Source organism: Planococcus sp. VCh962 (assembly GCF_057748275.1).
The window spans coordinates 967,042-993,171 of the sequence record NZ_JBYLHS010000001.1 but is presented as its reverse complement, the minus strand read 5'-3'; the positions used below and the strand labels follow the sequence as shown (position 1 = coordinate 993,171).

The following is a 26,130-nucleotide window of genomic DNA, read 5'->3' as shown; positions in this document are numbered from 1 at the left end:
AGGCTGTTCGAAGCCCATCTTCTCTCCCTTTGGTCTGTGAACCTGTACGTTTACGGATGCTTGCTGTTGTTAAAAATATAGATTCTACTTGGAAGGGAAAGAGAACATGTTAACCAATAAAGATTGCATGCTAAGTTACAAGAGTTCCACTGCCGAACTTGAAGCGAGCGGAACGGAAACTGCCATCGTATCGGTAGGGGCGACCGAACAATTCGGTCCTTACCTTCCGATGCATTTGGACACGTTGATTGCCGAGAAATATGCGGCGGCTTTCGGGGAAGCATTAAATGCCTATGTACTGCCGACCCTTCCTTTCAACACTTCCGAAGAACATGCAAACTGCAAAGGGACCATTACGGTCAGTCCGGCGGTCCTAACCGCCATGCTGGAGGAAATCATCGTGAATTTAGCCCGGCAAGGATTCAAGAAGTTTGTGTTGTGCAACGGTCACGGCGGAGCCTATTGGGAATCAGCGTTTGTAAAACAAATCAACTTTAAGTACCCTCATTTGGTTCTAATCACGACCCATCGCCATCTCGCTTGGGAAGAAGCTTTGCAGCACTCGGGATTGCAAGGCCTAGATGAAATGCATGCCGGCTTATTGTCTGTAAGTACAGCCATGTGGCTTTGCCCGGATTTAGTCGAATTAAAACCCATGGGGTCTGATGTGCCACGAGAGAACAAAAAATTTGCAGATTATATCTTCTGGGACAAATTAACGGAAGACGGGTGTTGGGGTAAATTTGAAGATGACAAATACACTTCAGCGCAGCTGGCTGAAATAGGAGAAAAATTTTGGACTTTTTATATCGGCAAGAGAAGCGAAAATTTGAAAACCATACTTGACGATGCATTTAGAAGGAAGATGTCGTAATAGCAGCTCAGTGCTTTTTAGACAGAATATGGAGTATAAAAGTTTACATATTGGTAGTTATCAGAAGGAGTAATTATTCTAACGTTACTTGAATTGTATTGTAAAAATATACGAAAAAATGTTGAAGATAACAATAACCAATCACACCTATGATTGATTTATTACTTGCTGTAAAAAAATTGAATTACAAGGAGCACGATGATGAAAGACCCGCGGATACAAAGGCTGGCTAACTTGTTGGTTAACCACTCCATTAAGGTGCAGCCAAACGAACATATACTGATACAAGCCGTCACAGAAATCGACATCGGGATGGTGAAAGCCCTGATCATTGAAATCCACAAAGCCGGTGGGTTTGTCCATACCGATCTACGGAATGCGGAGGTTACAAGACAGCTCGTTCTTGGGGGGACGAAAGAGCAGTTTGAAGTTCTAGCCGAATGGGAAATAGATCGCTTAAAGAAGATGGATGGCTACATCAATTTAAGAAGCCCCTTGAACTCCTCGGAGCTTTCGGATATCTCGAGCGATCAAATGGCGCTTTACGGGAAGACCTATGGTAAGTTGCAATCAGAAGCAATTTACACGAAAAAATGGGTGACGACAAGTCTTCCTAATGCTGCGATGGCGCAGGAAGCCAAAATGAGTACTGAAGCTTTTGAGGATTTTTACTTTGAAATCTGCACCTTTGATTATAAAAAGCTTTCGGAAGCCATGAATCCGTTGAAAGAATACATGGAAAAAACCAAACTGGTAGAAATCAAGGGACCGGAAACGGACCTTTCTTTTTCCGTTGAGGGAATCGGCGTCATCAAAGGCGATGGAATCGATAACATACCCGATGGGGAACTCTATACAGCTCCAATCAGGAATTCTGTAAATGGCCGGATTACCTTCAATACGCCATCTACCTTGCATGGAGTCGTATTCGAGAATATTTCCTTAACTTTTGAAAATGGAAAAGTCATAAAAGCGAGTGCCAATCATACGGAGAAATTGAATGACATCTTGAATACAGACGAAGGCGCACGCTATGTCGGTGAATTTGCCTTGGCCTTTAATCCGAAAGTACAATTTCCGATGAACAATACGTTATTTGATGAAAAAATTGATGGGAGCTTTCATCTGGCTTTAGGCAGTTGTTTTGATGAAGCGGATAATGGCAATCAATCAGCGATTCATTGGGATTTGATTTCGATACAGCGCGCGGACTATGGCGGAGGGGAAATTTATTTTGATGGCACGCTGATCCGGAAAGATGGTCACTTTGTGCTGCCACTTTTAAGTGGACTAAACCCAGAAAAACTCTTGGAAGAATAGAAACTACTGTACTGAATGACTAGTTCACATATCATGAATTAAAGGAAGTAAGAAAGATTGGTTTTTTTTCATCATATAGAAAACTATCGGAAAGGAACAGTTGATGGGTTATACCAAAAATAGGAAATATATAATAGAAAATAAATTTCATAAAAAGGAGGAACCGTATGCCTAAAATGGACAATATGTTAGCAATTCTATGGATGCTTCGTTCAGGTGAAAAAGTTACTGCAAAACAAATTTCAGAAAAGTTGGAGATGAACATAAGAACTGTGTATCGGTATATTGATACAATTTCAACAAGCGGCGTACCGATCATTTCAGAACCTGGACATAACGGTGGGTATACTTTATTGAACAATTTTATTGAGGCGCCTCTTTTTTTTGATTTTGAGGAGCAAACTTCCCTAGTTCACGCTGCTGTTTTTGCAGCAGAAGCCGGCTATTATGGCGGCGAAGCACTGAATAGGGCCATTTCAAAACTAAATAACTACTCCAATCAAGAACAGGAAACAAAGATAAATCAACATTTAACGAGTCTTGAAGTAATCAGCCGATCAGATTCATTTTCTATGGAACTTTTTTTGAAGGAGTTGGAGCAGGCCGTAGCTGACGGACACTCCGTAAAGATTCTTTATCTTAAAAGTGGCGCAAAGCAATTAAATGATAGATTGGTTGATCCGTACAGAATCATCTATTGGAATAATAAGTGGTATGTGATTGGATTTTGTCATCTTAGGAATGATATCCGTAGTTTTAGAGTAGATCGAATTGAAAGTCTTGTGCTAACCGAACATAGGTTTAACCGGCCAGATAATTTTTCAGCACGTGACTTTTTTATAAAAAATCTTCTTCCTACTCTAAAAGATAAGGAAGGGATTATTCCATTGGTTCTTACTGGGGATAAAAGTGTACTGGATGATATATGCCAACATTGGTTTTTAGGACATTATTTACAAGAACGGACTTCAAATCAAGCAATTTTTCTGCTTGAAAAAGATGTGATCCATACATATGTACCTTATTTACTTTTACCTTACAATAAAACCATTAAAGTAATTGAGCCAATATGTCTTAAGAAAAAACTTGTTGAAGTTCTGTCGGAATTAATTAAATTTTATGAAGTATGATACCTTCCCTGACGCTAGCTGTCAGGGAAGGTATTTTATAATTACAGTATCAATTGTGATTGGAGTGTTATTGGATGCAAACAAAAAAAGTTTTTCTATATGTATTTAATACAATGTCGGACTGGGAATATGGATATCTAATGGCTGAACTAAACTCAGGAAGATATTTCAAAAAAGATGTAGCACCTTTAAAAGTAATTACAATAGGAGCTAATAAAGAAATGATTACTACGATGGGAGGACTGAGCATAAAACCGGATATTTCCCTTGAAGAATGTACTCTTGAAAGCAAAGATCTTTTAATTTTACCGGGAGGAACTACTTGGAATGAAGAAATTCATCAACCTATGTTGGAAAGAATTGGCCAGGCTCTAAAGCTTGGCACTGTTGTTGCTGCAATTTGTGGTGCAATCGAGGGCCTCGCGAATATGGGATACTTAGATACCAGAAAGCATACAAGCAATAACTTGGAATATACTAAAATGGTCTGTCCAAATTACCAAGGAGAAAAGTTCTATGAGATGCAACCTGCGGTATCTGATGCGAATTTAGTTACTGCATCAGGAATAGCTCCACTAGAACTTGCAAGGGAAGTACTGAAAAAATTAGATGTCTTTACACCCGATGCATTACATTCATGGTACAACCTAAATAAGACTCATAAATCCGAATACTTCTTCCAGTTAATGAATTCAATAAATAAATGAAGCAACTGAAAAGCTCAATTTCTCTATGTTGATTTGTAGAGAATTGGGCTTTTTAATTTAGGATTTCCTTATCATTGTAAATCCGAATTTTCCTGACGCCACCCCATGTAGACCATAGTTAGTTAACATATGTGGGATTATCGGTAAGGAAGAGTCTTCATAGAAAGGCCCTTCCTTTTTTCGTTCGTTAAGTGAACTTCTACGAACGTTTTCATGTGTATGAAAACCGCATCAAATTTTTAGAATATTAGAAACAAAAAGTAGGCTGAATACGTTACTATCATGACGATGATTTTCCATTCTTTATAATAAGGAGGAAGAAGATGGATTCTTATCAATCGACGTATCAGGCAGGCAATGCCAACATTGGATGGAGTGCAGAAGTGCAGCGCTTGAAAATGCAAGCGATGATGGGATGGGTGAAGGAGTTCCGGAACCTGCAGTGGTTTGGCTTACAGGACGGGATGAGCATACTCGAAGTCGGCTGTGGTCCGGGCTTCGTCACGGAACAACTGGCCAAACGAATGCCGAGTAGTCCGATCACCGGACTGGATCTGGACGGGGATATGCTAAGACATGCGACAGGGTTGTTGGATGAACAAACGCAACAAAACGTAGAGTTTGTCCAAGCTTCGGTATATGATACCGGACTTCCGGACAGCAGCTATGATTTTGTCGTGGCCCGTATGCTCTTTCTTCATCTGCTCAAGCCGAATGAAGCAGTTCTCGAACTGCAGCGCGTATTGAAGCCAGGTGGAAAATTGGTCATTATCGATATCGATGATGGCATCTTTGGAATCGTTCAGCCGGACATTGACGGGTTCCAGTCCATCGCTCGAAAATTCACCGAGATGCAAGGCAAAGCCGGAGGAAACCGGCTCATTGGGCGTACCCTGCCACGCCTCTTGGAAAAAACGGGATTTACGGAAATCGAGTTGGAAACGGTGGCTGTCCATAGTGATCTGTCAGGAGTCGAAGGGTTTCAAATCCAATTTGATGCCAGTCGGTTCGAAGGCTTTTACCGGAATGGCATCTTGAGCGAGAGCGAATACTCGGCAATCCGAAATGTGGCGAATCAGTTGGTGGAAGATCCGGATGCCTATGCGATGATGATTTTTGTGATGGCGTGCGGAGTGAAAAGATAGAAGGCACCATGAGAAAAAAACTTGGGGTGCTTTCTGACAGCTTAGGGGGATATAATGAAAATATTTATTTTTGATATGGATGGCACACTGTTTCAAACCGATAAGATATTGGAACTGGCACTCAGCGATACATTTGTCCGGTTGAGAACGTTGAACCTATGGGATGCGGGGACGCCGATTGAGAAATACCGGCGAATCATGGGCGTTCCACTGTCGAAAGTTTGGGAGGAGCTATTGCCGAATCACTCACTTGAAATACGGGAAGATGCCAATGCCTATTTCCATGAACGGTTGATCCAGCACATTGAAAGTGGAAACGGGGCGTTGTATCCGAATGTGGAAAAGTTGTTTACGCACTTAAAGAGCGAAGGAAATGCCATCTACATAGCCAGTAATGGCTTAACTGCCTATTTGGCTGCCATTGTGGCATTCTACCGGCTGGACCAATGGGTGACCGAAACATTCAGCATTCAGCAAATTCCTTCCTTGGATAAAGGGGAACTGGTTCGAACAATCGTTGAGAAGTATGGGATTGAAGGCGGGGCTGTCATAGGTGATCGGTTATCCGATATTCATGCCGCAAAAAGGAATGGCTTAACGGCTGTCGGATGCCGGTTCGATTTTGCGCAGGAAGAGGAACTCGTCCAATCAGATTTCGTCATTGAGGATTTGGCCGAACTGATCGATCTGTTGCCTGTATTGCCTGTCTAATGTTTGATTCACCTAAAAATGGATGTAACGTTTCAATCTTTTTGCTTATGGCAGAATTTCAAAATAGAATAGCCAAACCTCTTAACATTTTGGAAAAAAGTTCATCTTAAAAAGAAATACAATGGAGGCGTAATTATGTGGTTCCTATTAGGACTTATCGCTATAGCAGCAACTTGTATAAATCTTTATCTGTATGCAACAGGCAAAGAGTATAAATTGGCGATGGCAATGGGGTTATCCTTTACAACACTGTCAGTTGTTGCAGATTATAGCATGGTGTCCAATTGGGTAAAGGCGGAAGATTGGTCTGCTTTATTAGATGTAGTGCCTACGATGGCAGCAGCGTTATGGGTTCTGGCGATACTGTCGATTTTGTTAAATCTAACTCCTATCTTTTTAGAACTGAAAAACAAAAACTAATTACCTATGGTGCCATCATTTATATAATTAGAGATGATCAGATAAATCGCTAAGTATAACTGACGAGGTGTTTTAGTTAAAGAAGCAAATGAAAATATAGAAAGGGGAGAGATGGCAAATCAAAGCTAATTTTTCTCTTTTTTTTTATGTGAAAGACTTTTGTATACGGTTATCCTAATTAACATCTATTCTTTTCATCAGTAAATCTTAAATAAAAATAGGGGGAGTTTTATTTTGAGTACGTTTATTTATATGGTTAGGCATGGCGAGTCGCCAAAGGAAGGAAATGAGAGAACAAGAGGGTTAACGGAAAAAGGTCAAACTGATGCTCAACAAGTCGCTGCAATATTGAAAGACGAAGAAATTGATGCTGTCATTTCAAGTCCATACTTACGTTCGATATTAACTATTGAAAAATTAGCTCAACAAATAGGGAAAGAAGTGTTGGTATTCGAAGAATTAAAAGAAAGAAAATTTTCCTCAGAAAATAAGCGAGTCTCCGATAAGGAATTGCTTCCCCTATTAGAGAAGTCGTTTTTAGAGCCGAATTACGCTTTAGAGGGAGGGGAATCAAATGTTGAGTGTCAAAAAAGAGCTGTGAAAGTATTAAAAGAATTGTTAAATACATACAAAGAGAAAAAAGTTGCAATAGGTACTCATGGAGCCGTAATGACGTTAATGATGGGCTTTTATGACCACAAATACGATTTAAATTTCTTACAGAATACATCTAAACCCGATATCTATAAAATGGAATTCGAAGGACATGAACTACTGAGTGTTCAAAGGTTATGGAGTGAAAGTATGGGAGCTGATCATTAGAGCTCCTTTACTGCATTTGCAGTAATCATCTAACTACAGTCTAAAAATTACAGAAAGGTGCGATGAAATGGGATTTTGGTATTTGTTATTACTCTTTATAGGCATTTCTTTTCTTGTAATAGGAGCTTTAAAGAAAGATGTTTTGCTTGCTACTAAAATTGTCATAATGCTGTTCGTGCTTGGAGTCTTCTTTATTGTGGGCTCACTATTTATGCTTATGCCCGGTAGTGATGAAATCATTTCTAAACTTTTAGAGCAAAATTAGTAAGAAGTAAGTTGAAATAAGGTTTACATGTCATGACGTTATCGGAAGGGAAGAATCTTTACATGAAGTTTCTTTCCTTTTTTGTTCGTCCAACTGTTCTTTTACAAACGCTTTAACAGAGTAAGATTATAGATATTTTTTCGATGTCAAAGGAACGTGAATTTCCAGTTCCACTATAGTGAGTGGAAATCATCTATTTTATACAGAAAATCTTATTCCGTTGATTCAAGTAATTTATATCAGCTGCTAATAATTATTTAGGAAGTGTTCTAATTTGCCAGTAAAGAGTAGAAAGCGAAGATTTCCAAGGCGGACAATGTGTTCATTGCAGAGACTATAGTGTCAACAAAAAGCATCTTCGATTAAATGCAGAAAATGAAGTGTAGGTTTTTTCGTCGAAACTTACAGGCGGGAAAAACGGCATGATTTCATAATGAAAATGGCGCAACAAGCAGGACTAATTTTCGAGAAATACTTTACTCCATACAGTCCGCAGTATGGAGTATGGCCAACTATTTATTATCTGCTTTCTGCCGAATCTCGGAATTCAAAGGATAAGGAAGTAAAATCCGGTAAATTGAAGAGAAACTTGTTAGCTTCAGGAGCTATTAACTCAAGAATGAACGGGTAGAGAAGGAGTAAAGAAGAAATGGAGGAATAGAAGTGGAAACGTTTTACTTTATAGCAGGGATTCTCTTGCTGACAGCAGGAATCCTAGATTTTTTATGGACTACACTGTGGGTAGACGGGGGAGCCGGTCCAATTACCGATCGGTTGACCACCGCAATGTGGAAGAGTTTGAAGAGATTGAGCAAAAAAATGCCGAAACTCCTCAGCCTTTCCGGCCCGCTCATCATCACGATGACCCTTATGTTGTGGATTTTAATGCTATGGATGGGCTGGACGCTCATATTTGCAGGAAGCGAAAGCTCCATATCGGATTCAACAGACAATGAACCGATTTCATGGGTGGAAAGGATTTACTACACCGGCTATATCATCATTACATTAGGAAATGGGGAATACAGCCCGAAGGAAGGGGGATGGCAATTGGCTTCTATCCTCGCCTCCGGAACCGGAATGCTGCTCATTACGATGAGTGTCACTTATATACTCTCCGTTCTCAATTCTGTAACCCAACAGCGGTCATTTGCCGACAGCATCTCGGCCATGGGGAAAAGCGGCGAAGAAATGGTTATCAATTCTTGGAATGGCAAAGACTTTCGAAATGTGGATCTGCTTCTCAATACATTTGCCTCACAATTGGCCAGTCTCGCAGTACAAAAAAAAGCGTATCCAATTCTCCAGTATTACTACAGTGAAAATTCCCAAAAAGCGATAGCACCGGCATTGGCACAACTGGATGATGCATTAACAATTTATCGATATGGCATTCCGAAAGAAAATGTGCCAAATCACTTGCTGCTGCAACAGGTTCGCTCGGGCATAGACAGCTATCTGAATACATTCCAGCCCGCTTCTGAAAGACCTGATGATGAATTACCGCCCCGTATCAGTCTAACTGTAATTCAGGCAGCCGATTTACCCACAACTGCCAATGAAGCTTTTGAGGCTGCAGTCGCTACTCTCGAAAAACGGCGAAGAAAATTACTGCGATTGATTCGAGAAGATGTCAGAGAATGGCCATCAGAAAAAAGAGAAAAGTAGAATACCGGCAAAGCATATATGAAAGCCGTTTTCGTTACTATGTTCAGTACTTTCACGCAGGTTATTCCTTTCATCGGCATTCCACTATGTCTGGTCTTGCGCCAAAAGCGGATAGGTTTTTATTTCCAAACAAGAAGTCGGTGATGACTAAAGTAAGTGATGGAATCAAAGATCCTAAAAAGATTTTGATCCAAAAAGAGGATACTTCTCTCCTAAAAAGAAAGGACGACAACTTTTATGATTCAGAAGACGAAATGCGACTTTGGCGATTCCACATCATTTTCCTGATAATAAACCGATCAAAAGCTACTGTCTAAGTACAGCGTGGTTTTGATTTCTTTACTGTAAGGAAAATATTCTCTTCAGCTCTTGAGACTAACAGGTAGACATTTAAAGGCTATTATCCCTGATTTCGGGTAAGTAAAAATAAGGATCAAATGAAGAGAGGATGTTGAATCGTGGGAAATACTACTTTAAACGCTTTAATCCTTAATTGTACTTTAAAAAAGAGCCCGGAAACCTCGAATACAGATGCACTCATTAATGAGGTCGTAAAGTATTTTGATTTGGAAGGGGTTTCCACAGAAATTGTTCGGCTGGCTGATTACAATATTGCACATGCCATGGCGATTGATGCAGGGGAAGGAGACGAGTGGCCCCAAATTTACGAGAAGATACTGGATGCGGATATCTTGATTATTGGAACGCCTATCTGGATGGGGGAAAAAAGCAGTTATGCCACCAAAGCCATTGAACGGATTTATGCAGCAAGCAGCGAAACCAACAAAAAAGGACAATACATTTACTATAACCGGGTTGGCGGAGCGATTGTGACCGGAAACGAAGATGGCGGAAAAGACAGTGCAAAATCCATCCTATATGCACTTTCTCATATGGGATTCATGGTGCCGCCAAACGCAGATACTTACTGGGTAGGGCCGGCTGGCCCCGGCCCTTCTTTTATTGAGGCAGAGGGAAATCAGAATGATTTCACCATGCAGCATGCAAAAATCATGGCCTATAATTTAATTCATTTTGCTAGACACTTTAAAATGAATCCGATACCTGCCGAAGGAAACATCATTGAACAACCCGATTAAAAAGTAATAGTTGAAAAGTAACATATTGTTAATTGAGTCCATTAAAAAAGCGTTTAAAAGGGGGAATGAGTTGTGCCGTCAGTTGTTGTAGAGGAATCGCTTCTCTTTATTATTCCATTCAAGGACATGGACCTCCGATCATTTTCATCATCCTTCTGTAAGGGAACATCAAGGTTTCATGCATCTGGATAGATTCGCGAGATTCTATCAAGTATCTTGCTCGATCTTCCCGGTCATGGAAAAGTTCAAAAAGAAAGAAGGAATTAAGCATTTCAAATTTGGCAGATAATCTATGTGAATTATTAAATGCTCTTATAGTAAAGAGAGCGGTATTGTGAGTTTCCTTCTTAATGGATATTAAAACTTTATGAATCTAAAGTTATTAAACTATAGTTTACGCAACATCACTTACAGAAGTAGTTGGCATATTAGAGGGAAGGAGAAGAATGCCTGACTTGCCGAATGGCGGAAAGGACCGCTTCTCAGAAATCGCCCGTCTTTTTATAGTCTGTAATAGGATGAACCGGAAAAGGCATTTTTCCGAAAATCAATAAAGGAGAAAGTGCCGAGTGCACTTTCTCCTTTTTCTACTTGTTCTTTTTATGAATTTCCACCGTTGCTGTTTTGTCCGCCTTTGCGGCCAGCTTCCTCTTTGCTCATCTTGCCTTCGCCGGAATAGTTTCCGCCGCTGTTGCTGTTCTGTCCGCCTTTTGATCCGATTTCTTCGTAGAATTCCTTGCCGTGGCTCTCAGATGTTGCTTGTCCGCCTTTTTGGCCAATCTCTTCGTAGAACTCTTGATCATGGTTTTGCGAAGTTGCTTCGCCGCCTAAGCGACCTGCTTCTTCTCGGCTCATTTTGTTATCATCGTTTTGGTTTGCCATGTCCAATTCCTCCTTAAATCGTAGTAGCTTACACCTCTTCGATTCCCGCTTACTTCTCTTCAAAACACCTTTTGAGCAGTTGTAAACAACTTGTAATATTTTCCACCTTCTATCAAGTGATTTTACTTGTCAAGCCAAGAGAAAGTTTTATGTAGCCCATCAAATTCTATCAAGGCCTGGCTTTTAATCCGTTTTATGCTCCAGCCGTTTCTGGCATTTTGAGACGGTCCCGGCATTTCGATTCCTATTTTTCCTCTGTGGGCTGGCTACTGCTCAAGCATAGCGAAAGCTGTTGCCAATCGCTCCGCAAAATCTTCTAGACGCTCCAACGATTCTATACATATACTGTCGAGGTGTGGGTTAACCCGTTGCTATTGCCGGTAATAGGGAGGAAATGTAACGCCGTGTTCGCTTAAAGCACAAAAGAAGGCCGGAAATTCTTCAGGAAGCAGGAAAATCTGTGCTTTATTTAAGGCAGTTCCATTCCGCTGGAGCTTTTCAAACGAAATATCGTGGTCAAATTTACAAGTGAAGCATCGATTGGCTGAAAGGATTTGCAACGTTCTTTTCTTTCTGACGATGATTTGTCCTGCCTGTTACTCAATGTCCGCATCTAAAAGACGAGCCACACTTTTCACTGCAGCCGCCAAGTCATTTTTTACTTTCTCCATAAGGTTTCCATCTTTCCGGTTTCGTTTCATAAACCTTCCAATATCAAAATTTCTCCATTTCCAAACGCCGTCAAATTAAATTGGAGTGCTGCAGATTCCAGCATTTTTCCAGAAAAGATTTTTGTTTCGGGTGTTGAACATAAAGCTCGCGGTTCGTGGAACTGCAGAACTTTTTCCATCATAAAACGGCCGATGCCTTCGTTGCGGAAAGAAGGGGGAACAGCGATATGTTGAACAGCGAAAAGCTGATCTGACAGTTCAATCCCGATCAATCCTACAAAATCGTCTTCCTGCTTCAACAGGTACAGCTACAAATCTGCATTCTCTTCGTATTCTTTTATTATTTGCTGCACTTGGTTTCTTTCGTATTCCTTAAACATAGACGACAACAAGTCCATGGCAATTTTTTCATAAGGTTTTTTGTATGGGGTTAGTACCATCGACAATTCCTCCTATATTCAAACCCTTGGTGCTTTTTCGGTATGGAGATGGCGAACACGCTTAAAAAGCAATCTAAACCAATGGCTCGAACCGCCAAACTTCAATTTTTAAGTGTTCCGAAAACGCAAAAATCCCGAAAAGAGCTTTACACTCTTTTCGGGGTTATCACCAGCGCTATTAGCTGGCCTACTTGAACGCATTCTATATTCCCGAGTCATGGGATAAACATTTTATTGAGCAAATAGTTGCCCAATTACACTTTTGTCGCTTGGATGGGTCAATGATACTGCCTGTGGTATACAAATTCAGGAAAATCGGTTTTCATCGTACACAACGGATTTTTATTTCCTATAAAGGGAAGTAAAATCGTCTGTCTTAGGAAAAATTTGTACAATTATTTGCGGCTTGGCGAATCCTGTTCCAAGACAAAAACGACATAGCCCACATCCTGGTCAAAATTCCAATCCATAAACGTTTCCTGGATTTTCTGCTTTAGTGCCTCTTGTAATCCGACTTTTTCAAGCAGGGTCCGCTCCAGCGGACGTTTGGCCAACTTTAAGACCTCAGTGTACCCTTCAGCGATCAAGGCCTTCTCGATCCCGACCAAAATATCCACCCGCTTCACGAGCAGCGTCCGGTTGCTGAGCCAATAGCTTTCAATCCGGCCCGGCTTTCGTTCCGCTTCTTCATGCACTTGTTCGATTTTCTGATGAAAGCGTTCTTTCTCTTGCTTATGTTGCCATGCCAGCTCTTCTTGTTCCGGCTTTTCTTCCATGATTCCGAGTAATAGCCCGGTCTCCAATTCAAGATTCCAATCGGCATATAGTTCCGTGAATTCCAACTTTGTTATGTTCCGAAGCTCTTCGAGAATGCGGGGTTTTAGGTCATTCAGTAACAAGTCTCTTGTTTCCAAGACCCGTTTCCGTTCATTTTGCTTAAGCAGGGTTTTCTCGATTGGGCTGATGACTCCCCTGAAGTGAATGGTGATGAAAGGCCGGGCAATCGTGACATAAACGGAAGTGGGGCCTTTCCCAAAATGGTTCCGCAGGATAGTTGAAACATACCCGCCTATTTCTGCTTGGATGGTTCTTTCTTTCGGCATAGCTAACAGCTCCTTCCCAGCCCAATGAGAGCCAGTCTTTTACTATAAGGATAAATTGTGTAATGGCGGTTTTAGGTTGGCCGCTTTTCCAGCATCAGGACCATGTAACTGAAGTCCTGTTGGAAATTCCAATCCACAAAGAGATCCTGGACTGGGCTGTTCAGCAACGATTCCAGGTTGAACAGCTTGGTGATCCGGTGTTCCAAGGGCCGCTTGGCCAAACGCAATTCTTCGATGACTCCGTTTTGAACCAGGTTTTTTTCGATATCCACAAGAATGCCGATGCGCTCAATCAACAGGATTTGGTCGCTCAACCAATAAAAAATTGTCTGATCCGGCTTCTTTTGGGTGCGAATGCTATTCAAGAGAATGATTTCCTTCAAGGTCTCCTGATCTACGGCTTCCGGCCAAGACCATTCGTCCGGCACCTGACCTTTTTCCAAAGGGATGATCAGCAATCCACTCTTTTTTTCTAAATTCCAATCGGCATACAACGCTGTCAGCGGCTGGCCGATGTATTCTTGAAGCCCCGTCAAGAGCTCAACCGTTAAAGAATGGAACATTAAGTCCCGCGTTTCAAGCACACGGTTCCATTCCCGGCGTTCCACGAACATCTTTTCAGCCGGCAATAGAAATCCTGCCAAGTGGATGAGAAGAAACGGGGGAGTCAGGATGACGGATACGTTATCCGGCTTCTCGCCGAAATGTTCTTCTAAAAATTGTTCAGCGTATTGAGAAATAAGGGTTCTGACATTCTGTTGGTGGGTCATTAGAGAAACTCCTTTCGAAACAAATTATAGGGGCATGTTACAGGCAGGAAGAATTAGTATGCTTCCCCAATCCCCGTTCCATTTAGCTGGCTGAACAGTGAAACCTTGCTTCGCCACATTTATGCTGCCTATATAAAAAAACGCCAAAAAGAAAAGTACTTTCTTTTTGGCGTTACTGCCAGCACTATTGTCTGGAATACCCTGCCCGCTTATATTTTTTTATACCCAAAAGGTTAGTGGCTTGTTTCAGTATTCTTGTACTATTGAAGAAACTATACCGTTTATTCTGAATGATGTAAAGAAAACCTCATTACTACTGCTTCTTAATCGATTTGCTTCCTTTTCTATTTTTGGCTATAAATTAACCGAAAAATTTAAGATTATAATGGAAAAAGGGGGAAAGTTTAAACTCCAATCTTCATCCTCGATAACGGCTTTTATGTTTCAACAGCGGGAATTTTATCCGCTTTTAATTTCCTTTTCGAACGCCGTCTTTATTTTCTGTGTAATCTTTGATAAAAAACCCATTCGTTTCAGACCATTCCGCATACAAAATATCTTGGACACTGGAATATCCTTCATTTCGCAATTCATCGTATAGCCATTCTTTTGATTTTCCAACATATTTCAAGATCTCTTCGTTAATTTTGCCGTCATCCACAAACAAAAAGTTCAGCGATTCATCGGCCGGTTCCAATTGGAGCATCTGCGGAGTGACATTTTCGAACTTTGAATATTTTCTTAAGCTAATGGTGCCGCCGGGTTCCAAATATAAGTCGCGGACTTCCCGCAAAGAAAAGACTCCATGTTCCCGAAGCATGGTTCGCAGTTGTTCCATTTCCAGGTGGTTGGCTTCCAGTTCCTTTATATTGAATTCGCCATTTTGGATCAGAATGGATGTCTCGCCTTTGAGGAAAACACGGATCCGGTCGTATTTCTTCGATAACCGTTCCATAACAAACAGCATGATTCCCCATAAAGCAACGGCATACCAAACATGAAGGGGATTAACCTGGTCATCGTAGATGCTTTCTTCCAAAATGCCTCCCAGAACAATCGAGTAAATGAAATCAAAAGGGGTAAGCTGGGACATCTCTTTTTTCCCGAGCAGGCGCGTCACAACCAGCAAGGCAATTAAACCGAAAAACAGCTTCAAAGCAATCTCCATGTACATCATTGCGTTCCCTCCTCCACTTATGGATCGGTGATTGTTCAATTCCTTAAATTAAAAAAAGATGAACTTGTGTTAGTTAAAATATTTATCAACCATACCCCTTTTATGCACTTTGTTAACCGATTGGATAACTGCCTATTTTTTAAGTGTGTCATCAAAAAAGTGACCTATGTCCATCGTGTAATGTGCCTATGGTCTTTTTATCCTGCCATTAAATGTGGGGGAGAAGTTCGATGTTGAAATGATATAAAGAGCCCGTACTAAAAAGATAGGAAAGAGTGTGAGAAGTAAGCGATAGGAGAAGCATTCCTTGAATGATGGGAACGGAGGAGAGCATTACAGAGGGCCTTTATAATGTAAGGCGAGTAAAACGATAGAACGCAAATATCTGTCATTAAGGCTTCAAACTGCAAAGAAATTGGCAAAACAAAATGTAGCGCTTTCATGAAGTGGAATCTGTAGCTGCATTTACTGGAATCTGGAGACAATTATTTATAAGTTTAGAACAGGACATTTTGGAAGGAACCAAGGATTTTTCATTTTCTTTCTGGTGCTCCTATTACACTATTTTTGTTGTTTTGGCTTTATCATTTTATAAAAGGAATATCTTATATCCCATGGCAGTATTCTTATATCTGGGAAAAACAGGTATATTTTTATCTTTGCTGATTTTGTTTACGTCATTTACGCCGTCACGTTCTGATTCCTAAAGAAGTAGAACTGACCGCTAAATAAGGGTAGTCTCTGCATACCAAGTCTTAATATTGAAATTGGAAATATTTTCAATGTAAAGCACTTTAATACTAAGAACTGAATGTAACTTGTTGTGAATTAAGTTACATTCAAATTCAGCGTTAAGGAAATTTATATGCTCTAGGTTACACTGCTTTTTTGTATTTTCGATACTTATAAACTAGCGAAATCAACATGCCTATAGTTACGATTATTGGTAAATAAAATTTAACGAATAAACCACCTTCATACATGTAAGCGGCAACATATAAAAACCCTAACGCCAATACACCTGTCCAAAGTGACCGAATAAATTTCTCTCTATCCGACAGATGCCAGTAAAAAAATTTCATGTTTATCGCCTCCTTTAAATATTTAAATAATCCTTAAACTTTTTAAGTCTTTTATTAATTAATATACTGTTTGATTTCCAACTAAGTTTCATTTTTTCAAAAAAGAGGAACTTTAACGAAAAGTTTGCAGAATTTTTAATGTAACTTATTAGCAATTAAGTTACATTAAAAACATTTATTCCATTGAACTTTGAAGAGGTGTAAGAGAAATTGAAGTTCATAGAGAAAATGTTACATTCAAAAGCTGTTCACTATAGTTTTAAAACTGAAAGTTGGAGTAGGTACGAATTTACATTTCAGGAATTATCAGAAGCAGTTTAAATACAAAGGGAGAGAAGAGTGCAAGAAATAGTCTTTGCTTCTCTCCTTTTTATTTTTGCAAGAATGCACTTTTATGATCGTTTGTTTAAAAGAAGTAGAACGAGAAAAACAATTAAAGGTGCCTGACGCTTCTGCAAGCCAAGCGGTTCTCACAACCGAAATTTTCTACACCGGGAAATTGTGCGGAAGCTTGATCACTTTTCGACATTGAATCATAGAGGGCAAAACGAATTCTAATGATCGGGCTCTCCTTTTTTTCTTAGTTTGAGCTCGGATCTACAGAAAATGACATCGGTAGTTAATTTATTCATGTTTAGCGAAGGGCATCCTGCAATAGCAATTGATGTACCTATTTGCTTTTAAAATAGTTTTGGGTGATGGTTTACCTAATTATCGATAAGCTAAATGGCTAGGTGCGATTCATCAGTTTTCTCTTCATCACAGTGAAAAACGTCCAACCAGTTGCTAAATCTATAAAGCAGCAATTTTTTTCAAATGAACGATTAAAATCTCTTTACATACTATAGGGGGGTATTGTATATTGTTTTTGTGAAGTTGTTAGATTACCTGGAAGCAAATTTGATTTCTTCGGAGCGGCTGAACCATAGCTTCATTTGATGAAGAGTGTGTTGTGGTAGGAATTAGAAGAGTTAGAGATGATCCCTCTCAAATCTGAAAACCTTGGAGAAATAAAAAGAAGTGAGGATTAACAGAAAAAATGCGAAGAATTTGCTTGTATGTTTGATGAATATTCTGCAGTGACTATGTCGAAAGCGTGGAGATGGTTCTTAGAGTAGTTGATTAGGATAAGGGGGTTGACAAATTTTTTCACGCTTCTATATACCCCTTAGCTGTATAGGGTATTCATTTTTCTAATTGTTTTGCTTGGTGTCCTGTTAAGGGAATGTTCCAGTGTCGGACAGGAAGAGACACATACAAATATGAATCATGAAGGGATGCAGAGATGGGCATGGCAGAATGTCTAAGGGCTGAAAGTAGCTGAGAATCCGATATATGAAGTGGGCAGAAAAGCTATTATAAACACGGATCTTATGGAGGTAATGAACGGCGCTGAAACGGTTATTATCGGCGCCTGCGAAACGGCGTTCTATGCCCTTTCATACACACCGTCAACCGGCGGCGAACAAAAAAACATAAATGGGCTGCAGAAAGTGAACTTTCTGTAGCCTAACTAAAAATTAGAAGGAGATGTAACCATGGCAACACATACACCAACGATTCAACAAGCGGATCCAATACGCTGGAAAGCGTTAGCACTTCTGTGCTTTGCAAACTTTCTTGTGATGATGGACTCGGCGATTGTCCAGATTGCTTTGCCCTCCATTAAAGAAACACTCGGATATAGCCAGGAAAGCCTGCAATGGGTCATGAGCGCTTTTCTTCTTTTCTTTGGCGGTTTCCTGCTTTTGGGTGGAAGACTAGCGGATTTATTTGGCAACCGACGCATCTTTAATTTAGGTGTCATTATTTTAATCGTATCTTCGTTATTTGCCGGTCTGGCTTGGAGTGAAATGAGCCTGAACGTGGCACGGGGTGCCCAGGGATTGGCTTCTGCTTTCATTGCGCCAGCGGCATTGTCCCTAATTATGCTGCTGTTTTCCGCCAACCCGAAAGAAATGGGGAAAGCTCTGGCGTTCTGGGGGCTTTCCGGAGCTGCCGGTGGAGCACTGGGCATCGTGTTCGGCGGCGTGATTACCGAATTGTTCGGTTGGCGCTGGACGCTATTGATTTATGTCCCGCTCAGTCTTATCGTACTGAGCTTATCGCCAAAGCTTTTGCAAAAGAGCGTACGAAGAGCGGCCGGCCGTGTCGATTATCTGGGAGCGGTGTTAGTGACTGTTTCGCTTATGCTGATTGTATATGGAATTGTCATGGCGGAGCAAAGCGGCTGGCAGTCGTTTAATACCTTAGCGGCATTGACAGTCGGTGGCGCACTGTTCTTGATATTCCTGTCGGTTCAGGCCAAGAAAAAAGATCCGCTTGTGCCACTGAATATTTTTAAGTCGTCTAACTTGACCATCGGCAACATTTCCGTATTCCTGATTGCGGCATCGTGGTTCCCGTTAATCTACATTTTGGTGCTGTACCTGCAGCAAGTGCTGCAGCTTTCGCCATTGGGCGGAGCGATGGCCTTGCTGCCGATGCCGATTTTAATGGCCATCTTCATGATCGCAGTAGCAGAAAAGTTGATGGCTAAACTGGGCATCAAGAAAACCATGATTATCGGGTTTATCATTCTCGGAATCGGGTCCATCCTATTTTCCCAGACAGCGACAATCGAGGGGAATTATTGGACGAACGTCTTACTCGCCTCATTACTGGCAGCACTCGGTAATGCCCTTGCATATTTGCCGGCAACAACAGCATCGGTGTCTGCAGTCGAAAGGGAAAGATCGGGACTGGCATCAGGTCTGTACAATACGTTTTATCAAATAGGATCTGCTATCGGATTGGCCGCCATGGTGGCGATTGCCGGCGCGGCGACAGCTTCAAGCGGCTCCGCTGATCCGATCGTGGCATTGAATGCAGGGTTCCAGCAAGCGTTCTTCTGGTCTGGAATAGTAGCATTTGCCGGAGCAATCCTGTCGCTAATATTTGTACGTACGCCTGAGTTCGCACAAATTCCTGCAGAGGAATAGGCCTTAAAGGTGTTTATTTTCAAAACGAAAAATGGAGAGCTAAACGAATCAGTTACTTTGACAAACAAAAAAAATATCGGTATGATACGGGTATAGGGTATATTGATTCGGGAGGTTCGGCGAATGGAACAAACAATGAAAACCACAGTACAACCCAATAAGCAGCAGCTGTTGAACCGGTTAAAACGGATTGAAGGCCAGGTCCGCGGGGTCCATCAGATGGTGGAAAACGATCGGTATTGTGTGGATATCCTGCACCAAGTCAGCGCCATTCAATCGGCGATGAACAAAGTGTCGCTGGCTTTATTGGAAGACCACACCCATCACTGCGTGTCAAAAGCCATCAAGGAAAACCAAGGCGAAGAAGCGATCCAGGAATTGATGGATGTCATGAAGACCATGACAAAGTAAATGACGAAGCAAAACAATTAACATACCGCAAGAGGGTATTTTATGTTTAGGGAAATCTTATCCTAGGAGGCAAAACCAATGAATGAAACAGTAAAAGTACAAGGCATGTCTTGCGCGCATTGCGTGAATGCGGTCGAATCGAGCGTCGGTGAATTGCAAGGGGTCTCTTCTGTGAAAGTGGACCTGGGCAAAGGGGAAGTGACCGTGGCTTATGACAAGAGCCAAACATCATTGAACGAAATCCAGGAAACAATCGAAGAACAAGGATATGAAGTCGTATAAGGGTGCTGCACAGCACTCTTTACTTTTAAAATAAATATACCCCCAGGTAGTATAGAATGGAGGCGCACCAAATGACAAAGAATAAAACAAATCATCCTAATCACGATTCTCACTTTGAACATACGGATTATGTTAAAATGGACCATTCTGAACATGTCGGGCATGCCTATCATGAAGCACAAGTGGAAGAGGGCATTCATGACCACAGCCATCCATCCCAGAATCATGATCATCATGTTCATTCCAATCACAGCGGGCATGAACATGACCACCATCACCACGGGAACTTCAAAGAAATTTTTTTGAAGTCTCTGCCGTTGGGAATTGTCATTCTGTTATTGTCGCCAATGATGGACGTTAGGCTTCCGTTTCAATTCACCTTTCCGTACTCGGACATTGTAGTCGCTGTATTGGCAACCATATTACTGGTTTATGGCGGAAAACCTTTCTTTCAAGGTGCGATAGTTGAATTTAAACAAAAAGCGCCAGGCATGATGGCCCTTGTTTCATTAGGGATATCGGTTTCGTATCTGTATAGCATTTACGCAGTGCTGGCCCGTTATATGACCGGCGAACACATCATGGACTTCTTCTTTGAATTCGCTTCCTTGCTCTTGATTATGCTCCTTGGGCACTGGATTGAAATGAAAGCTGTCGGAGAAGCAGGGGATGCGCAAAAATCGCTCGCTGAATTAATGCCGAAAGATGCGCAAGTGGTATTGGAAGACGATTCGATTGAGACGCGTCCAGTAACCGACTTAAAAGTCGGAGACCTCGTACGTGTTCAGGCAGGCGAAAACGTTCCTGCCGATGGCATCATCAAGCGCGGGTCCTCCCGGATTAATGAAGCCTTGCTGACGGGAGAATCCAAACCTGTTGAAAAAGGAATTGGAAACAAAGTGATCGGCGGTTCTACAAACGGTGAAGGCATCTTGTATCTTGAAGTGCAGGAAACGGGAGACCAATCGTTCATTTCTCAAGTTCAAACCCTGATTAGCCAGGCTCAAAATCAGCCTTCAAGAGCTGAAAATTTGGCCCAAAAAGTAGCAGGCTGGTTATTTTATATCGCCATTGCGGCAGCCGTCAGCGCGTTCGGTGTTTGGCTGTATATAGCGGATATCCAAACCGCGATTCTCTTTACGGTCACGACCTTGGTTATCGCTTGTCCGCACGCTCTCGGCCTTGCCATCCCTTTAGTGATTGCACGAAGCACCAGTTTGGGTGCAAACCGCGGATTATTGGTGAAAGACCGGGAAGCATTGGAACTAGCAAACAAGGCCGATGTGATGATCCTGGATAAAACAGGCACATTGACTACTGGAGAATTTAAAGTACTGAACATGGAAACACTGGATGGCCAACATACCGTAACTGAAATCGCGGCCATTATGATAGGGATTGAAGGCGGATCTAGCCATCCGATCGCCCAATCGATTATTCATTACGCTGAGAAGCAGGGGATTCAGCCTGCCAGCTTTGATTCGATTGAAGTCGTGCCGGGTGCCGGTGTGGAAGGAAACGCCAATGGCCACAATTATCAATTGATCAGTCAAAAGGCATTTGGAAAAGATGTGTCAGTGAATGTTCCGAAAGGGGCCACATTAAGCGTATTGGTTGAAGACGGAAAACCGATCGGCACGGTCGCATTAGGTGATGAATTAAAAGAAACGAGTAAAACGCTGATACAGGCCTTGAAACGTAACGGTATACAACCAATAATGGCTACGGGTGACAATGAAACGGCCGCCCAAGGGGTAGCAGAGGAACTGGGCATTGAATACAGAGCCAATCAATCTCCACAAGATAAATATGACTTGGTTGAATCACTGAAAAATAAAGGGCAAACCGTTATCATGGTCGGCGATGGCGTAAACGATGCGCCATCCCTTGCGATGGCCGACGTTGGTGTCGCAGTCGGAGCCGGCACTCAAGTCGCTATCGATTCCGCTGATGTGATTTTGACGCAGTCGGATCCAGGGGATATTGAATCCTTTATCGAATTGGCCAATAAAACAACCGGTAAAATGAAGCAAAACCTCGTTTGGGGAGCCGGTTATAACTTTATTGCCATTCCTGTCGCTGCTGGTGTTTTAGCCTCCATTGGGATTACGCTAGCTCCTGCAGCCGGAGCGGTTCTGATGTCCGTTTCCACTGTGATCGTGGCTATCAATGCGATGGCATTAAAACTAACCAATTAAATCATTTTTATACCGTGTTCGATTGCCTACAAGAGAAAAGGTGCCTCTCAAAAGTTGATTTCACTTTAACTTTTGGAGGCACTATTTTTTAATAGGCTAAAGCCAAGCATAGGTTTGAATACTTTGGATAATTAAATAAAGTTTTATAGTTTATTTATGAACATTTCAACTGTAGCTCCTTGATTATAGAGGGGGAGAAGAGACTAATCACAACTTACACCCTTGCCTTTTATGGATAGGGGGCTTTTTAGGTTTAGAGGTTTTAACCTCTGAAAAAGATTTGTTATTATTTTTTTAAGAATATCAAACAGTAGTCGAAGCTATCGGCGAGACAGAGAATTTACTGACCGTAAAATTGGACATCACAAATCTTGCAGAAGCGGATGCTGCGATGAAGACAGCTGTAGGACGCTTTGGAACCATCGATGTGCTGGTGAATAATGCCGGCAACTTCGAGGAACTGAGCCTTTCCCATATTGAGAAGCAATTGGCCACGAACCTGATTGGCCCGATGAATGTTACGCGAGCGGTACTGCCCGTTATGCGAAAAGCCCGTTCCGGCCCTATCATTTCAATTTCTTCCACCGCCGGATTGGTCGGCGAAGACTTTTGTTCCGCTTACTGCACGTCCAAGTTTGCGCTGGAAGGCTGGATGGAAACACTGCAATTGGATGTAGAACCTTATGGCATCAATACCACCATCGTGGAGCCGGGCTTTTTCCGCACCGATCTGCTGGAGCCAGAGTCAAGAATCTGGCCGGACCTGTCAATCGATGATTACTGTGAGCGCATGGAACAAACGCGTACGGCATGGGATTCCATGAGCGGCAAGCAAGGGGGAGACTCAGCTAAGCTGGCGCTAGCGCTTCTTGCTATATAAAAATTCCGGAAGCGTGGAGGGCAGCGTTCCGCCGGATGGGCATTAAAGCTTAAGAAATAATTCGCGATGCCCAGTTACCCTTCGCCACGAACTTTGTACCAGCACAGTGTCCGCCGAGTGTGTTGGCTCCTTACCATGCGCGCAATTACCGGGATGCCTTGAACCAGATGGCCCGGTACAAGCAGCTTTGCTCTCCGAAACACTTTCGTATTAACGAAACGCGGGACAGTTGTACAGTTGTAGTGGAATGCCTCTTTAACGAGCAACCGGAACCTCCGATGCTCAAGCAAAGGCAACATTTAACGAACAAAGGAGGCTTAACGCCATATGAAGTATATTTGTCCGATATGTGGTTATAAAGATTTGAAAGAACCTGCATATGCTGACGTGAATGACTTGAAAGACGGCTCATTCGACATATGCAGTTGTTGTCGATTTCAATTTGGGGTAGATGACGATATTGAACTGGGTAATGGAGACTTTTTAGCAGTCAAAGATGCACACAAAATTTATCGCGATATTTGGCTAAGTTTTGATGCGCCGGTTTTTTCGACTAAAGAGTATCCAGTTGCAAATCAAGAAAACGGAAAAGTGAAACGAAAGTGCCTCGAAGATCAATTGAAAAATATCGGCATCGTTATTAATGAACAAAGCGATAATTAAAAAACAGTTGAGAAGACATACGTGTGAATATGACTTATCGGTAATCATGTTATGTAAAAAAATTTTTCTTAAGATAGGGGAACAACATGAAAAATCGAAACTCGTACATAAGTTTAGGTTTATTGATCATTCTTATTTTTGGAGGAGGTTTCCTAATCCGTTTCATACGTGATGGAGATTTTTATATCGCTGAATTTATTGGAAGTATAGTAGGCGTAGTCGTTTTGTTGATAGGAGTGTTCTCAAAAAAGAAAAAACAGCGATTAAAGGCTAAAACAGAGCACTGAATAAAAAAAGAAAGACAGTAGTTTTTAGGGTGCAGCACCGTATTATATTATAATGAGCTGCTCTTCTATTACAGGTGGAGAAAGCATTTAAACGATATATGCTACACTATTAACAAAGGTAATTTTTGGATTTATAACGAAATGATGTTCTTGATATATAGCGTCAAGGACAAATTACGAAACAGTGTTTTAATAAAGGAGCTGTATAAAATGGTTGAAAAAAAAGATACAGAAATCAAACGCTCTTCAAAAGCAGAAGAGATTCTATCTCATATTACTAGTAAAACTAAGCTAGGCGACTTACGAAAAATCGCGAAGGACATTAAAAAAGATCACGGACTAGCTATGGAACTTTGGTCAACCGGAGAGTTTTTGCCCCGACTATTAGCGATCTTAATTATGGACAAAAAACTTCTTTCTCAAGATGTGCTGAATGAGCTTGATCAGGATATGCAGACACATTCTTTTGATGAGAGAAATAACTTGATGGATTGGTTAATGGCTAAACAGCTCATGAAAGATAAGAAAAACATTGCATTGATGGAGTCTTGGGAAAATAGCCCTTCTGCTCTCCAAAGGCGGGCTTTCTGGTATCATCAAGGCCGATTGAGATGGACTGGGCAAACGCCGCCTGATAACACCGCAAATTTGCTGGCTGCAATAGAAGCGAATATTACGCAGGAAGAACCTGAAGTTCAATGGGCTATGAATTTCACCGCAGGCTGGATAGGTGTTTATGATGAAAAGAATCGTACACGCTGTATGAAAATTGGGGAGAATACGGGTCTTTACAAAGATGAAATGGTATCCAAAGGATGTACTCCCAATTATTTGCCGGAGTTCATTTCAATTGAAGTTAATAAACGAAATTATAAATAGTTACCGAAAGGAAAGAATCTTCAAATGAAGCTTCTTTCCTTTTTTGTTCAGAAAAGTGTCTTTTACGAACGGTTATTTAAGTGACAAAATTATAAATTATAGAAAGTAATAGATTGTATTATAATAAATGGTAAAATAAAATTTATAATTTCAAAATATTCTTTCTAGCATTGAACCATTTTAATCTGCTCCTGATTATCTAGAGAAAAAAGAAGGCGAAATGGCGGCCTGTATCCTTCCGAAATATATAGTCATAATTAGTCGAACTTTAAAAGTGGACCTAAGAAAGTCATTTTTCAGTGTGTAGCCAACTATTGAACTCAAACTGTTTATCAAATGTCGAAGTGTTGTAAAACCACTATTACGCTTAAGAAAATGGAGGCGAACATTTTGTGGATGCTCATTGAAGTGGTTGTAATTCTACTTATTATCTCAACGGCACTTTTTATACATGAAATGGGCCATGCAGTTGCAACAATTTTACAAAATAAGAAAGCAAAAGCAGAGGTCTTTTTGGGTTCATCAAGTAAAGAGAAAAAACTGAAGCTGCCTCTTGGCAGAATTACCTGCTATCTAACCATAGCGCTTTACGGGTTCAGCCAGCCTTCGAACCGGGAAGAATTGCTACCACTTACATTTAAACAAAGACTTCTTATCCTAACAGGTGGACCGCTCGCATCATTGTTAGGTTTTGCAGCACTTTACGTTATCTCCCATTTCTTTTCTGGTGTGGCAGGCAATATCCTGATCAATCTTGCAGGCGCTAGTTTTTTTCTATTTGCAACTCCATTAATTCCGTTTAATTATCCTCCATTTTTAGGTGGTGGTCCAAGTGATGGATTACAGATTTCAAACCTGATAAAAGAAAACCGAAAACAAAGTAAAGCAGTTTATTGAGAAGAATTTTTGAATGTATATGATGGTCATTTATCCAGGACTGGATGAATCGGCATGTTTGTGAAACCTTAAAAGCATTGTCTCAGCCCATTAAATGAGTTGATTATCAAAAAGGGATCTATTTGGATTAAAGATTCATTTTAGGTGTTTATTAAGGGAAAGTAAGTTTGCATATGGGGGACTATCGGTAGTTGCCGAAAATATAAAGAGGGAGAAGAGGCGGATTCAAGTAGCACTTTTCCCTCTTTTCGTCTGAAATACGGTCCTTTTACGAACGGTTTCTTGTTTAAAATATTCCTATCCATCATACGTTAAATTTCATATGAGAGTGTTGACACTATTTAAGGAGCAATAATTTTTTATAT

27 protein-coding genes and 1 pseudogene are annotated in these 26,130 nt (G+C 41.2%); 21 read left to right on the top strand and 7 right to left on the bottom strand.

All coding sequences use genetic code 11. From position 1 onward, the window contains the following. The first annotated feature begins 106 nt into the window (after positions 1 to 106). The 12 genes from AC3AQ9_RS05020 to AC3AQ9_RS04965 all read left to right on the top strand — a co-directional run bounded on the left by AC3AQ9_RS05020 (position 107) and on the right by AC3AQ9_RS04965 (position 10,162). On the top strand, positions 107 to 874 hold the full coding sequence (locus AC3AQ9_RS05020; RefSeq protein WP_488306345.1) for a creatininase family protein: 768 nt from the start codon (positions 107 to 109) through the stop codon (positions 872 to 874). A 201-nt stretch (positions 875 to 1,075) separates the two neighbouring features. Then, positions 1,076 to 2,194, top strand: a complete 1,119-nt coding sequence (locus tag AC3AQ9_RS05015; RefSeq protein WP_488306344.1) for an aminopeptidase — start codon at positions 1,076 to 1,078, stop codon at positions 2,192 to 2,194. A gap of 167 nt (positions 2,195 to 2,361) precedes the next feature. Beyond that, on the top strand, positions 2,362 to 3,324 hold the full coding sequence (locus AC3AQ9_RS05010) for a helix-turn-helix transcriptional regulator (protein ID WP_488306343.1): 963 nt from the start codon (positions 2,362 to 2,364) through the stop codon (positions 3,322 to 3,324). Between the two features lie 74 nt (positions 3,325 to 3,398). Further along, positions 3,399 to 4,031 (top strand): type 1 glutamine amidotransferase family protein, encoded by a 633-nt coding sequence (locus tag AC3AQ9_RS05005; protein ID WP_488306342.1) that lies wholly within the window; start codon positions 3,399 to 3,401, stop codon positions 4,029 to 4,031. A gap of 323 nt (positions 4,032 to 4,354) precedes the next feature. After that, the gene (locus AC3AQ9_RS05000; RefSeq protein WP_488306341.1) at positions 4,355 to 5,176 is read left to right on the top strand and encodes a class I SAM-dependent methyltransferase; all 822 of its coding nucleotides are present in this window, start codon (positions 4,355 to 4,357) and stop codon (positions 5,174 to 5,176) included. Between the two features lie 51 nt (positions 5,177 to 5,227). Beyond that, positions 5,228 to 5,887 (top strand): HAD family hydrolase, encoded by a 660-nt coding sequence (locus AC3AQ9_RS04995; RefSeq protein ID WP_488306826.1) that lies wholly within the window; start codon positions 5,228 to 5,230, stop codon positions 5,885 to 5,887. Between the two features lie 135 nt (positions 5,888 to 6,022). Beyond that, a complete protein-coding gene (locus AC3AQ9_RS04990; protein WP_488306340.1) occupies positions 6,023 to 6,307 on the top strand; it encodes a hypothetical protein in 285 nt (94 codons plus the stop codon). Positions 6,308 to 6,541: 234 nt separating this feature from the next. Beyond that, a complete protein-coding gene (locus tag AC3AQ9_RS04985) occupies positions 6,542 to 7,129 on the top strand; it encodes a histidine phosphatase family protein (RefSeq protein ID WP_488306339.1) in 588 nt (195 codons plus the stop codon). Between the two features lie 67 nt (positions 7,130 to 7,196). Next, a complete protein-coding gene (locus AC3AQ9_RS04980) occupies positions 7,197 to 7,394 on the top strand; it encodes a hypothetical protein (RefSeq protein WP_488306338.1) in 198 nt (65 codons plus the stop codon). Between the two features lie 663 nt (positions 7,395 to 8,057). Further along, complete coding sequence (locus AC3AQ9_RS04975) at positions 8,058 to 9,062, top strand: ion channel (RefSeq protein ID WP_488306337.1); 1,005 nt, start codon at positions 8,058 to 8,060, stop codon at positions 9,060 to 9,062. Continuing rightward, entirely contained in the window at positions 9,035 to 9,379 is a 345-nt protein-coding gene (locus AC3AQ9_RS04970) for a hypothetical protein (RefSeq protein WP_488306336.1), read from the top strand. Before AC3AQ9_RS04975 ends, AC3AQ9_RS04970 begins: the two co-directional genes overlap by 28 nt. A gap of 141 nt (positions 9,380 to 9,520) precedes the next feature. Continuing rightward, the gene (locus AC3AQ9_RS04965) at positions 9,521 to 10,162 is read left to right on the top strand and encodes a flavodoxin family protein (RefSeq protein WP_488306335.1); all 642 of its coding nucleotides are present in this window, start codon (positions 9,521 to 9,523) and stop codon (positions 10,160 to 10,162) included. A 600-nt stretch (positions 10,163 to 10,762) separates the two neighbouring features. Here the strand turns inward: AC3AQ9_RS04965 and AC3AQ9_RS04960 are convergent. The 7 genes from AC3AQ9_RS04960 to AC3AQ9_RS04930 all read right to left on the bottom strand — a co-directional run bounded on the left by AC3AQ9_RS04960 (position 10,763) and on the right by AC3AQ9_RS04930 (position 16,287). Further along, positions 10,763 to 11,044, bottom strand: a complete 282-nt coding sequence (locus AC3AQ9_RS04960) for a KGG domain-containing protein (protein ID WP_488306334.1) — start codon at positions 11,042 to 11,044, stop codon at positions 10,763 to 10,765. A 697-nt stretch (positions 11,045 to 11,741) separates the two neighbouring features. Continuing rightward, positions 11,742 to 12,014, bottom strand: a complete 273-nt coding sequence (locus tag AC3AQ9_RS04955; protein ID WP_488306333.1) for a GNAT family N-acetyltransferase — start codon at positions 12,012 to 12,014, stop codon at positions 11,742 to 11,744. A 9-nt stretch (positions 12,015 to 12,023) separates the two neighbouring features. Then, a complete protein-coding gene (locus AC3AQ9_RS04950; RefSeq protein WP_488306332.1) occupies positions 12,024 to 12,155 on the bottom strand; it encodes a hypothetical protein in 132 nt (43 codons plus the stop codon). 395 nt (positions 12,156 to 12,550) lie between these two features. Then, complete coding sequence (locus AC3AQ9_RS04945) at positions 12,551 to 13,258, bottom strand: Na-translocating system protein MpsC family protein (RefSeq protein WP_488306331.1); 708 nt, start codon at positions 13,256 to 13,258, stop codon at positions 12,551 to 12,553. 71 nt (positions 13,259 to 13,329) lie between these two features. Continuing rightward, the gene (locus tag AC3AQ9_RS04940) at positions 13,330 to 14,028 is read right to left on the bottom strand and encodes a Na-translocating system protein MpsC family protein (protein ID WP_488306330.1); all 699 of its coding nucleotides are present in this window, start codon (positions 14,026 to 14,028) and stop codon (positions 13,330 to 13,332) included. A 469-nt stretch (positions 14,029 to 14,497) separates the two neighbouring features. Further along, positions 14,498 to 15,205: a DUF421 domain-containing protein gene (locus tag AC3AQ9_RS04935; protein ID WP_488306329.1), complete on the bottom strand. Its 708-nt coding sequence runs from the start codon at positions 15,203 to 15,205 to the stop codon at positions 14,498 to 14,500. 875 nt (positions 15,206 to 16,080) lie between these two features. After that, positions 16,081 to 16,287 carry a hypothetical protein gene (locus AC3AQ9_RS04930; RefSeq protein ID WP_488306328.1) on the bottom strand — a complete coding sequence of 69 codons (207 nt, stop codon included), beginning with the start codon at positions 16,285 to 16,287 and terminating at the stop codon, positions 16,081 to 16,083. A gap of 1,340 nt (positions 16,288 to 17,627) precedes the next feature. On the opposite strand from AC3AQ9_RS04930, the gene AC3AQ9_RS04925 reads away from it, so the two are divergent. From AC3AQ9_RS04925 to AC3AQ9_RS04885, 9 genes and pseudogenes are all read left to right on the top strand, one after another. Next, positions 17,628 to 17,795 carry a DUF1541 domain-containing protein gene (locus AC3AQ9_RS04925; RefSeq protein WP_488306327.1) on the top strand — a complete coding sequence of 56 codons (168 nt, stop codon included), beginning with the start codon at positions 17,628 to 17,630 and terminating at the stop codon, positions 17,793 to 17,795. Between the two features lie 30 nt (positions 17,796 to 17,825). Next, a complete protein-coding gene (locus tag AC3AQ9_RS04920) occupies positions 17,826 to 19,268 on the top strand; it encodes an MFS transporter (RefSeq protein ID WP_488306326.1) in 1,443 nt (480 codons plus the stop codon). Positions 19,269 to 19,391: 123 nt separating this feature from the next. After that, positions 19,392 to 19,679: a metal-sensitive transcriptional regulator gene (locus AC3AQ9_RS04915; protein ID WP_488306325.1), complete on the top strand. Its 288-nt coding sequence runs from the start codon at positions 19,392 to 19,394 to the stop codon at positions 19,677 to 19,679. A 78-nt stretch (positions 19,680 to 19,757) separates the two neighbouring features. Next, complete coding sequence (gene copZ, locus AC3AQ9_RS04910; RefSeq protein ID WP_488306324.1) at positions 19,758 to 19,961, top strand: copper chaperone CopZ; 204 nt, start codon at positions 19,758 to 19,760, stop codon at positions 19,959 to 19,961. A gap of 71 nt (positions 19,962 to 20,032) precedes the next feature. Continuing rightward, entirely contained in the window at positions 20,033 to 22,159 is a 2,127-nt protein-coding gene (locus AC3AQ9_RS04905) for a heavy metal translocating P-type ATPase (protein WP_488306323.1), read from the top strand. Positions 22,160 to 22,475: 316 nt separating this feature from the next. Beyond that, positions 22,476 to 23,039 (top strand): annotated as a pseudogene (locus AC3AQ9_RS04900) (SDR family NAD(P)-dependent oxidoreductase); the annotation flags it as partial. 327 nt (positions 23,040 to 23,366) lie between these two features. Further along, on the top strand, positions 23,367 to 23,702 hold the full coding sequence (locus tag AC3AQ9_RS04895; RefSeq protein ID WP_488306322.1) for a hypothetical protein: 336 nt from the start codon (positions 23,367 to 23,369) through the stop codon (positions 23,700 to 23,702). Positions 23,703 to 24,199: 497 nt separating this feature from the next. Continuing rightward, positions 24,200 to 24,868, top strand: coding sequence for a DNA alkylation repair protein (locus AC3AQ9_RS04890; RefSeq protein WP_488306321.1), 669 nt, complete (start codon positions 24,200 to 24,202; stop codon positions 24,866 to 24,868). Between the two features lie 396 nt (positions 24,869 to 25,264). Further along, entirely contained in the window at positions 25,265 to 25,765 is a 501-nt protein-coding gene (locus AC3AQ9_RS04885) for a site-2 protease family protein (RefSeq protein ID WP_488306825.1), read from the top strand. Positions 25,766 to 26,130: the final 365 nt, after the last annotated feature.

Coding starts and splice junctions, on each gene's coding strand:
- AC3AQ9_RS05020 (WP_488306345.1), top strand. CDS start 107: ATGTTAACCAATAAAGATTGCATGCTAAGTTACAAGAGTTCCACTGCC.
- AC3AQ9_RS05015 (WP_488306344.1), top strand. CDS start 1,076: ATGAAAGACCCGCGGATACAAAGGCTGGCTAACTTGTTGGTTAACCAC.
- AC3AQ9_RS05010 (WP_488306343.1), top strand. CDS start 2,362: ATGCCTAAAATGGACAATATGTTAGCAATTCTATGGATGCTTCGTTCA.
- AC3AQ9_RS05005 (WP_488306342.1), top strand. CDS start 3,399: ATGCAAACAAAAAAAGTTTTTCTATATGTATTTAATACAATGTCGGAC.
- AC3AQ9_RS05000 (WP_488306341.1), top strand. CDS start 4,355: ATGGATTCTTATCAATCGACGTATCAGGCAGGCAATGCCAACATTGGA.
- AC3AQ9_RS04990 (WP_488306340.1), top strand. CDS start 6,023: ATGTGGTTCCTATTAGGACTTATCGCTATAGCAGCAACTTGTATAAAT.
- AC3AQ9_RS04980 (WP_488306338.1), top strand. CDS start 7,197: ATGGGATTTTGGTATTTGTTATTACTCTTTATAGGCATTTCTTTTCTT.
- AC3AQ9_RS04970 (WP_488306336.1), top strand. CDS start 9,035: ATGGCCATCAGAAAAAAGAGAAAAGTAGAATACCGGCAAAGCATATAT.
- AC3AQ9_RS04960 (WP_488306334.1), bottom strand. CDS start 11,044: ATGGCAAACCAAAACGATGATAACAAAATGAGCCGAGAAGAAGCAGGT.
- AC3AQ9_RS04950 (WP_488306332.1), bottom strand. CDS start 12,155: ATGGTACTAACCCCATACAAAAAACCTTATGAAAAAATTGCCATGGAC.
- AC3AQ9_RS04945 (WP_488306331.1), bottom strand. CDS start 13,258: ATGCCGAAAGAAAGAACCATCCAAGCAGAAATAGGCGGGTATGTTTCA.
- AC3AQ9_RS04940 (WP_488306330.1), bottom strand. CDS start 14,028: ATGACCCACCAACAGAATGTCAGAACCCTTATTTCTCAATACGCTGAA.
- AC3AQ9_RS04935 (WP_488306329.1), bottom strand. CDS start 15,205: ATGATGTACATGGAGATTGCTTTGAAGCTGTTTTTCGGTTTAATTGCC.
- AC3AQ9_RS04930 (WP_488306328.1), bottom strand. CDS start 16,287: ATGAAATTTTTTTACTGGCATCTGTCGGATAGAGAGAAATTTATTCGG.
- AC3AQ9_RS04920 (WP_488306326.1), top strand. CDS start 17,826: ATGGCAACACATACACCAACGATTCAACAAGCGGATCCAATACGCTGG.
- AC3AQ9_RS04915 (WP_488306325.1), top strand. CDS start 19,392: ATGGAACAAACAATGAAAACCACAGTACAACCCAATAAGCAGCAGCTG.
- copZ (WP_488306324.1), top strand. CDS start 19,758: ATGAATGAAACAGTAAAAGTACAAGGCATGTCTTGCGCGCATTGCGTG.
- AC3AQ9_RS04905 (WP_488306323.1), top strand. CDS start 20,033: ATGACAAAGAATAAAACAAATCATCCTAATCACGATTCTCACTTTGAA.
- AC3AQ9_RS04895 (WP_488306322.1), top strand. CDS start 23,367: ATGAAGTATATTTGTCCGATATGTGGTTATAAAGATTTGAAAGAACCT.
- AC3AQ9_RS04890 (WP_488306321.1), top strand. CDS start 24,200: ATGGTTGAAAAAAAAGATACAGAAATCAAACGCTCTTCAAAAGCAGAA.
- AC3AQ9_RS04885 (WP_488306825.1), top strand. CDS start 25,265: ATGCTCATTGAAGTGGTTGTAATTCTACTTATTATCTCAACGGCACTT.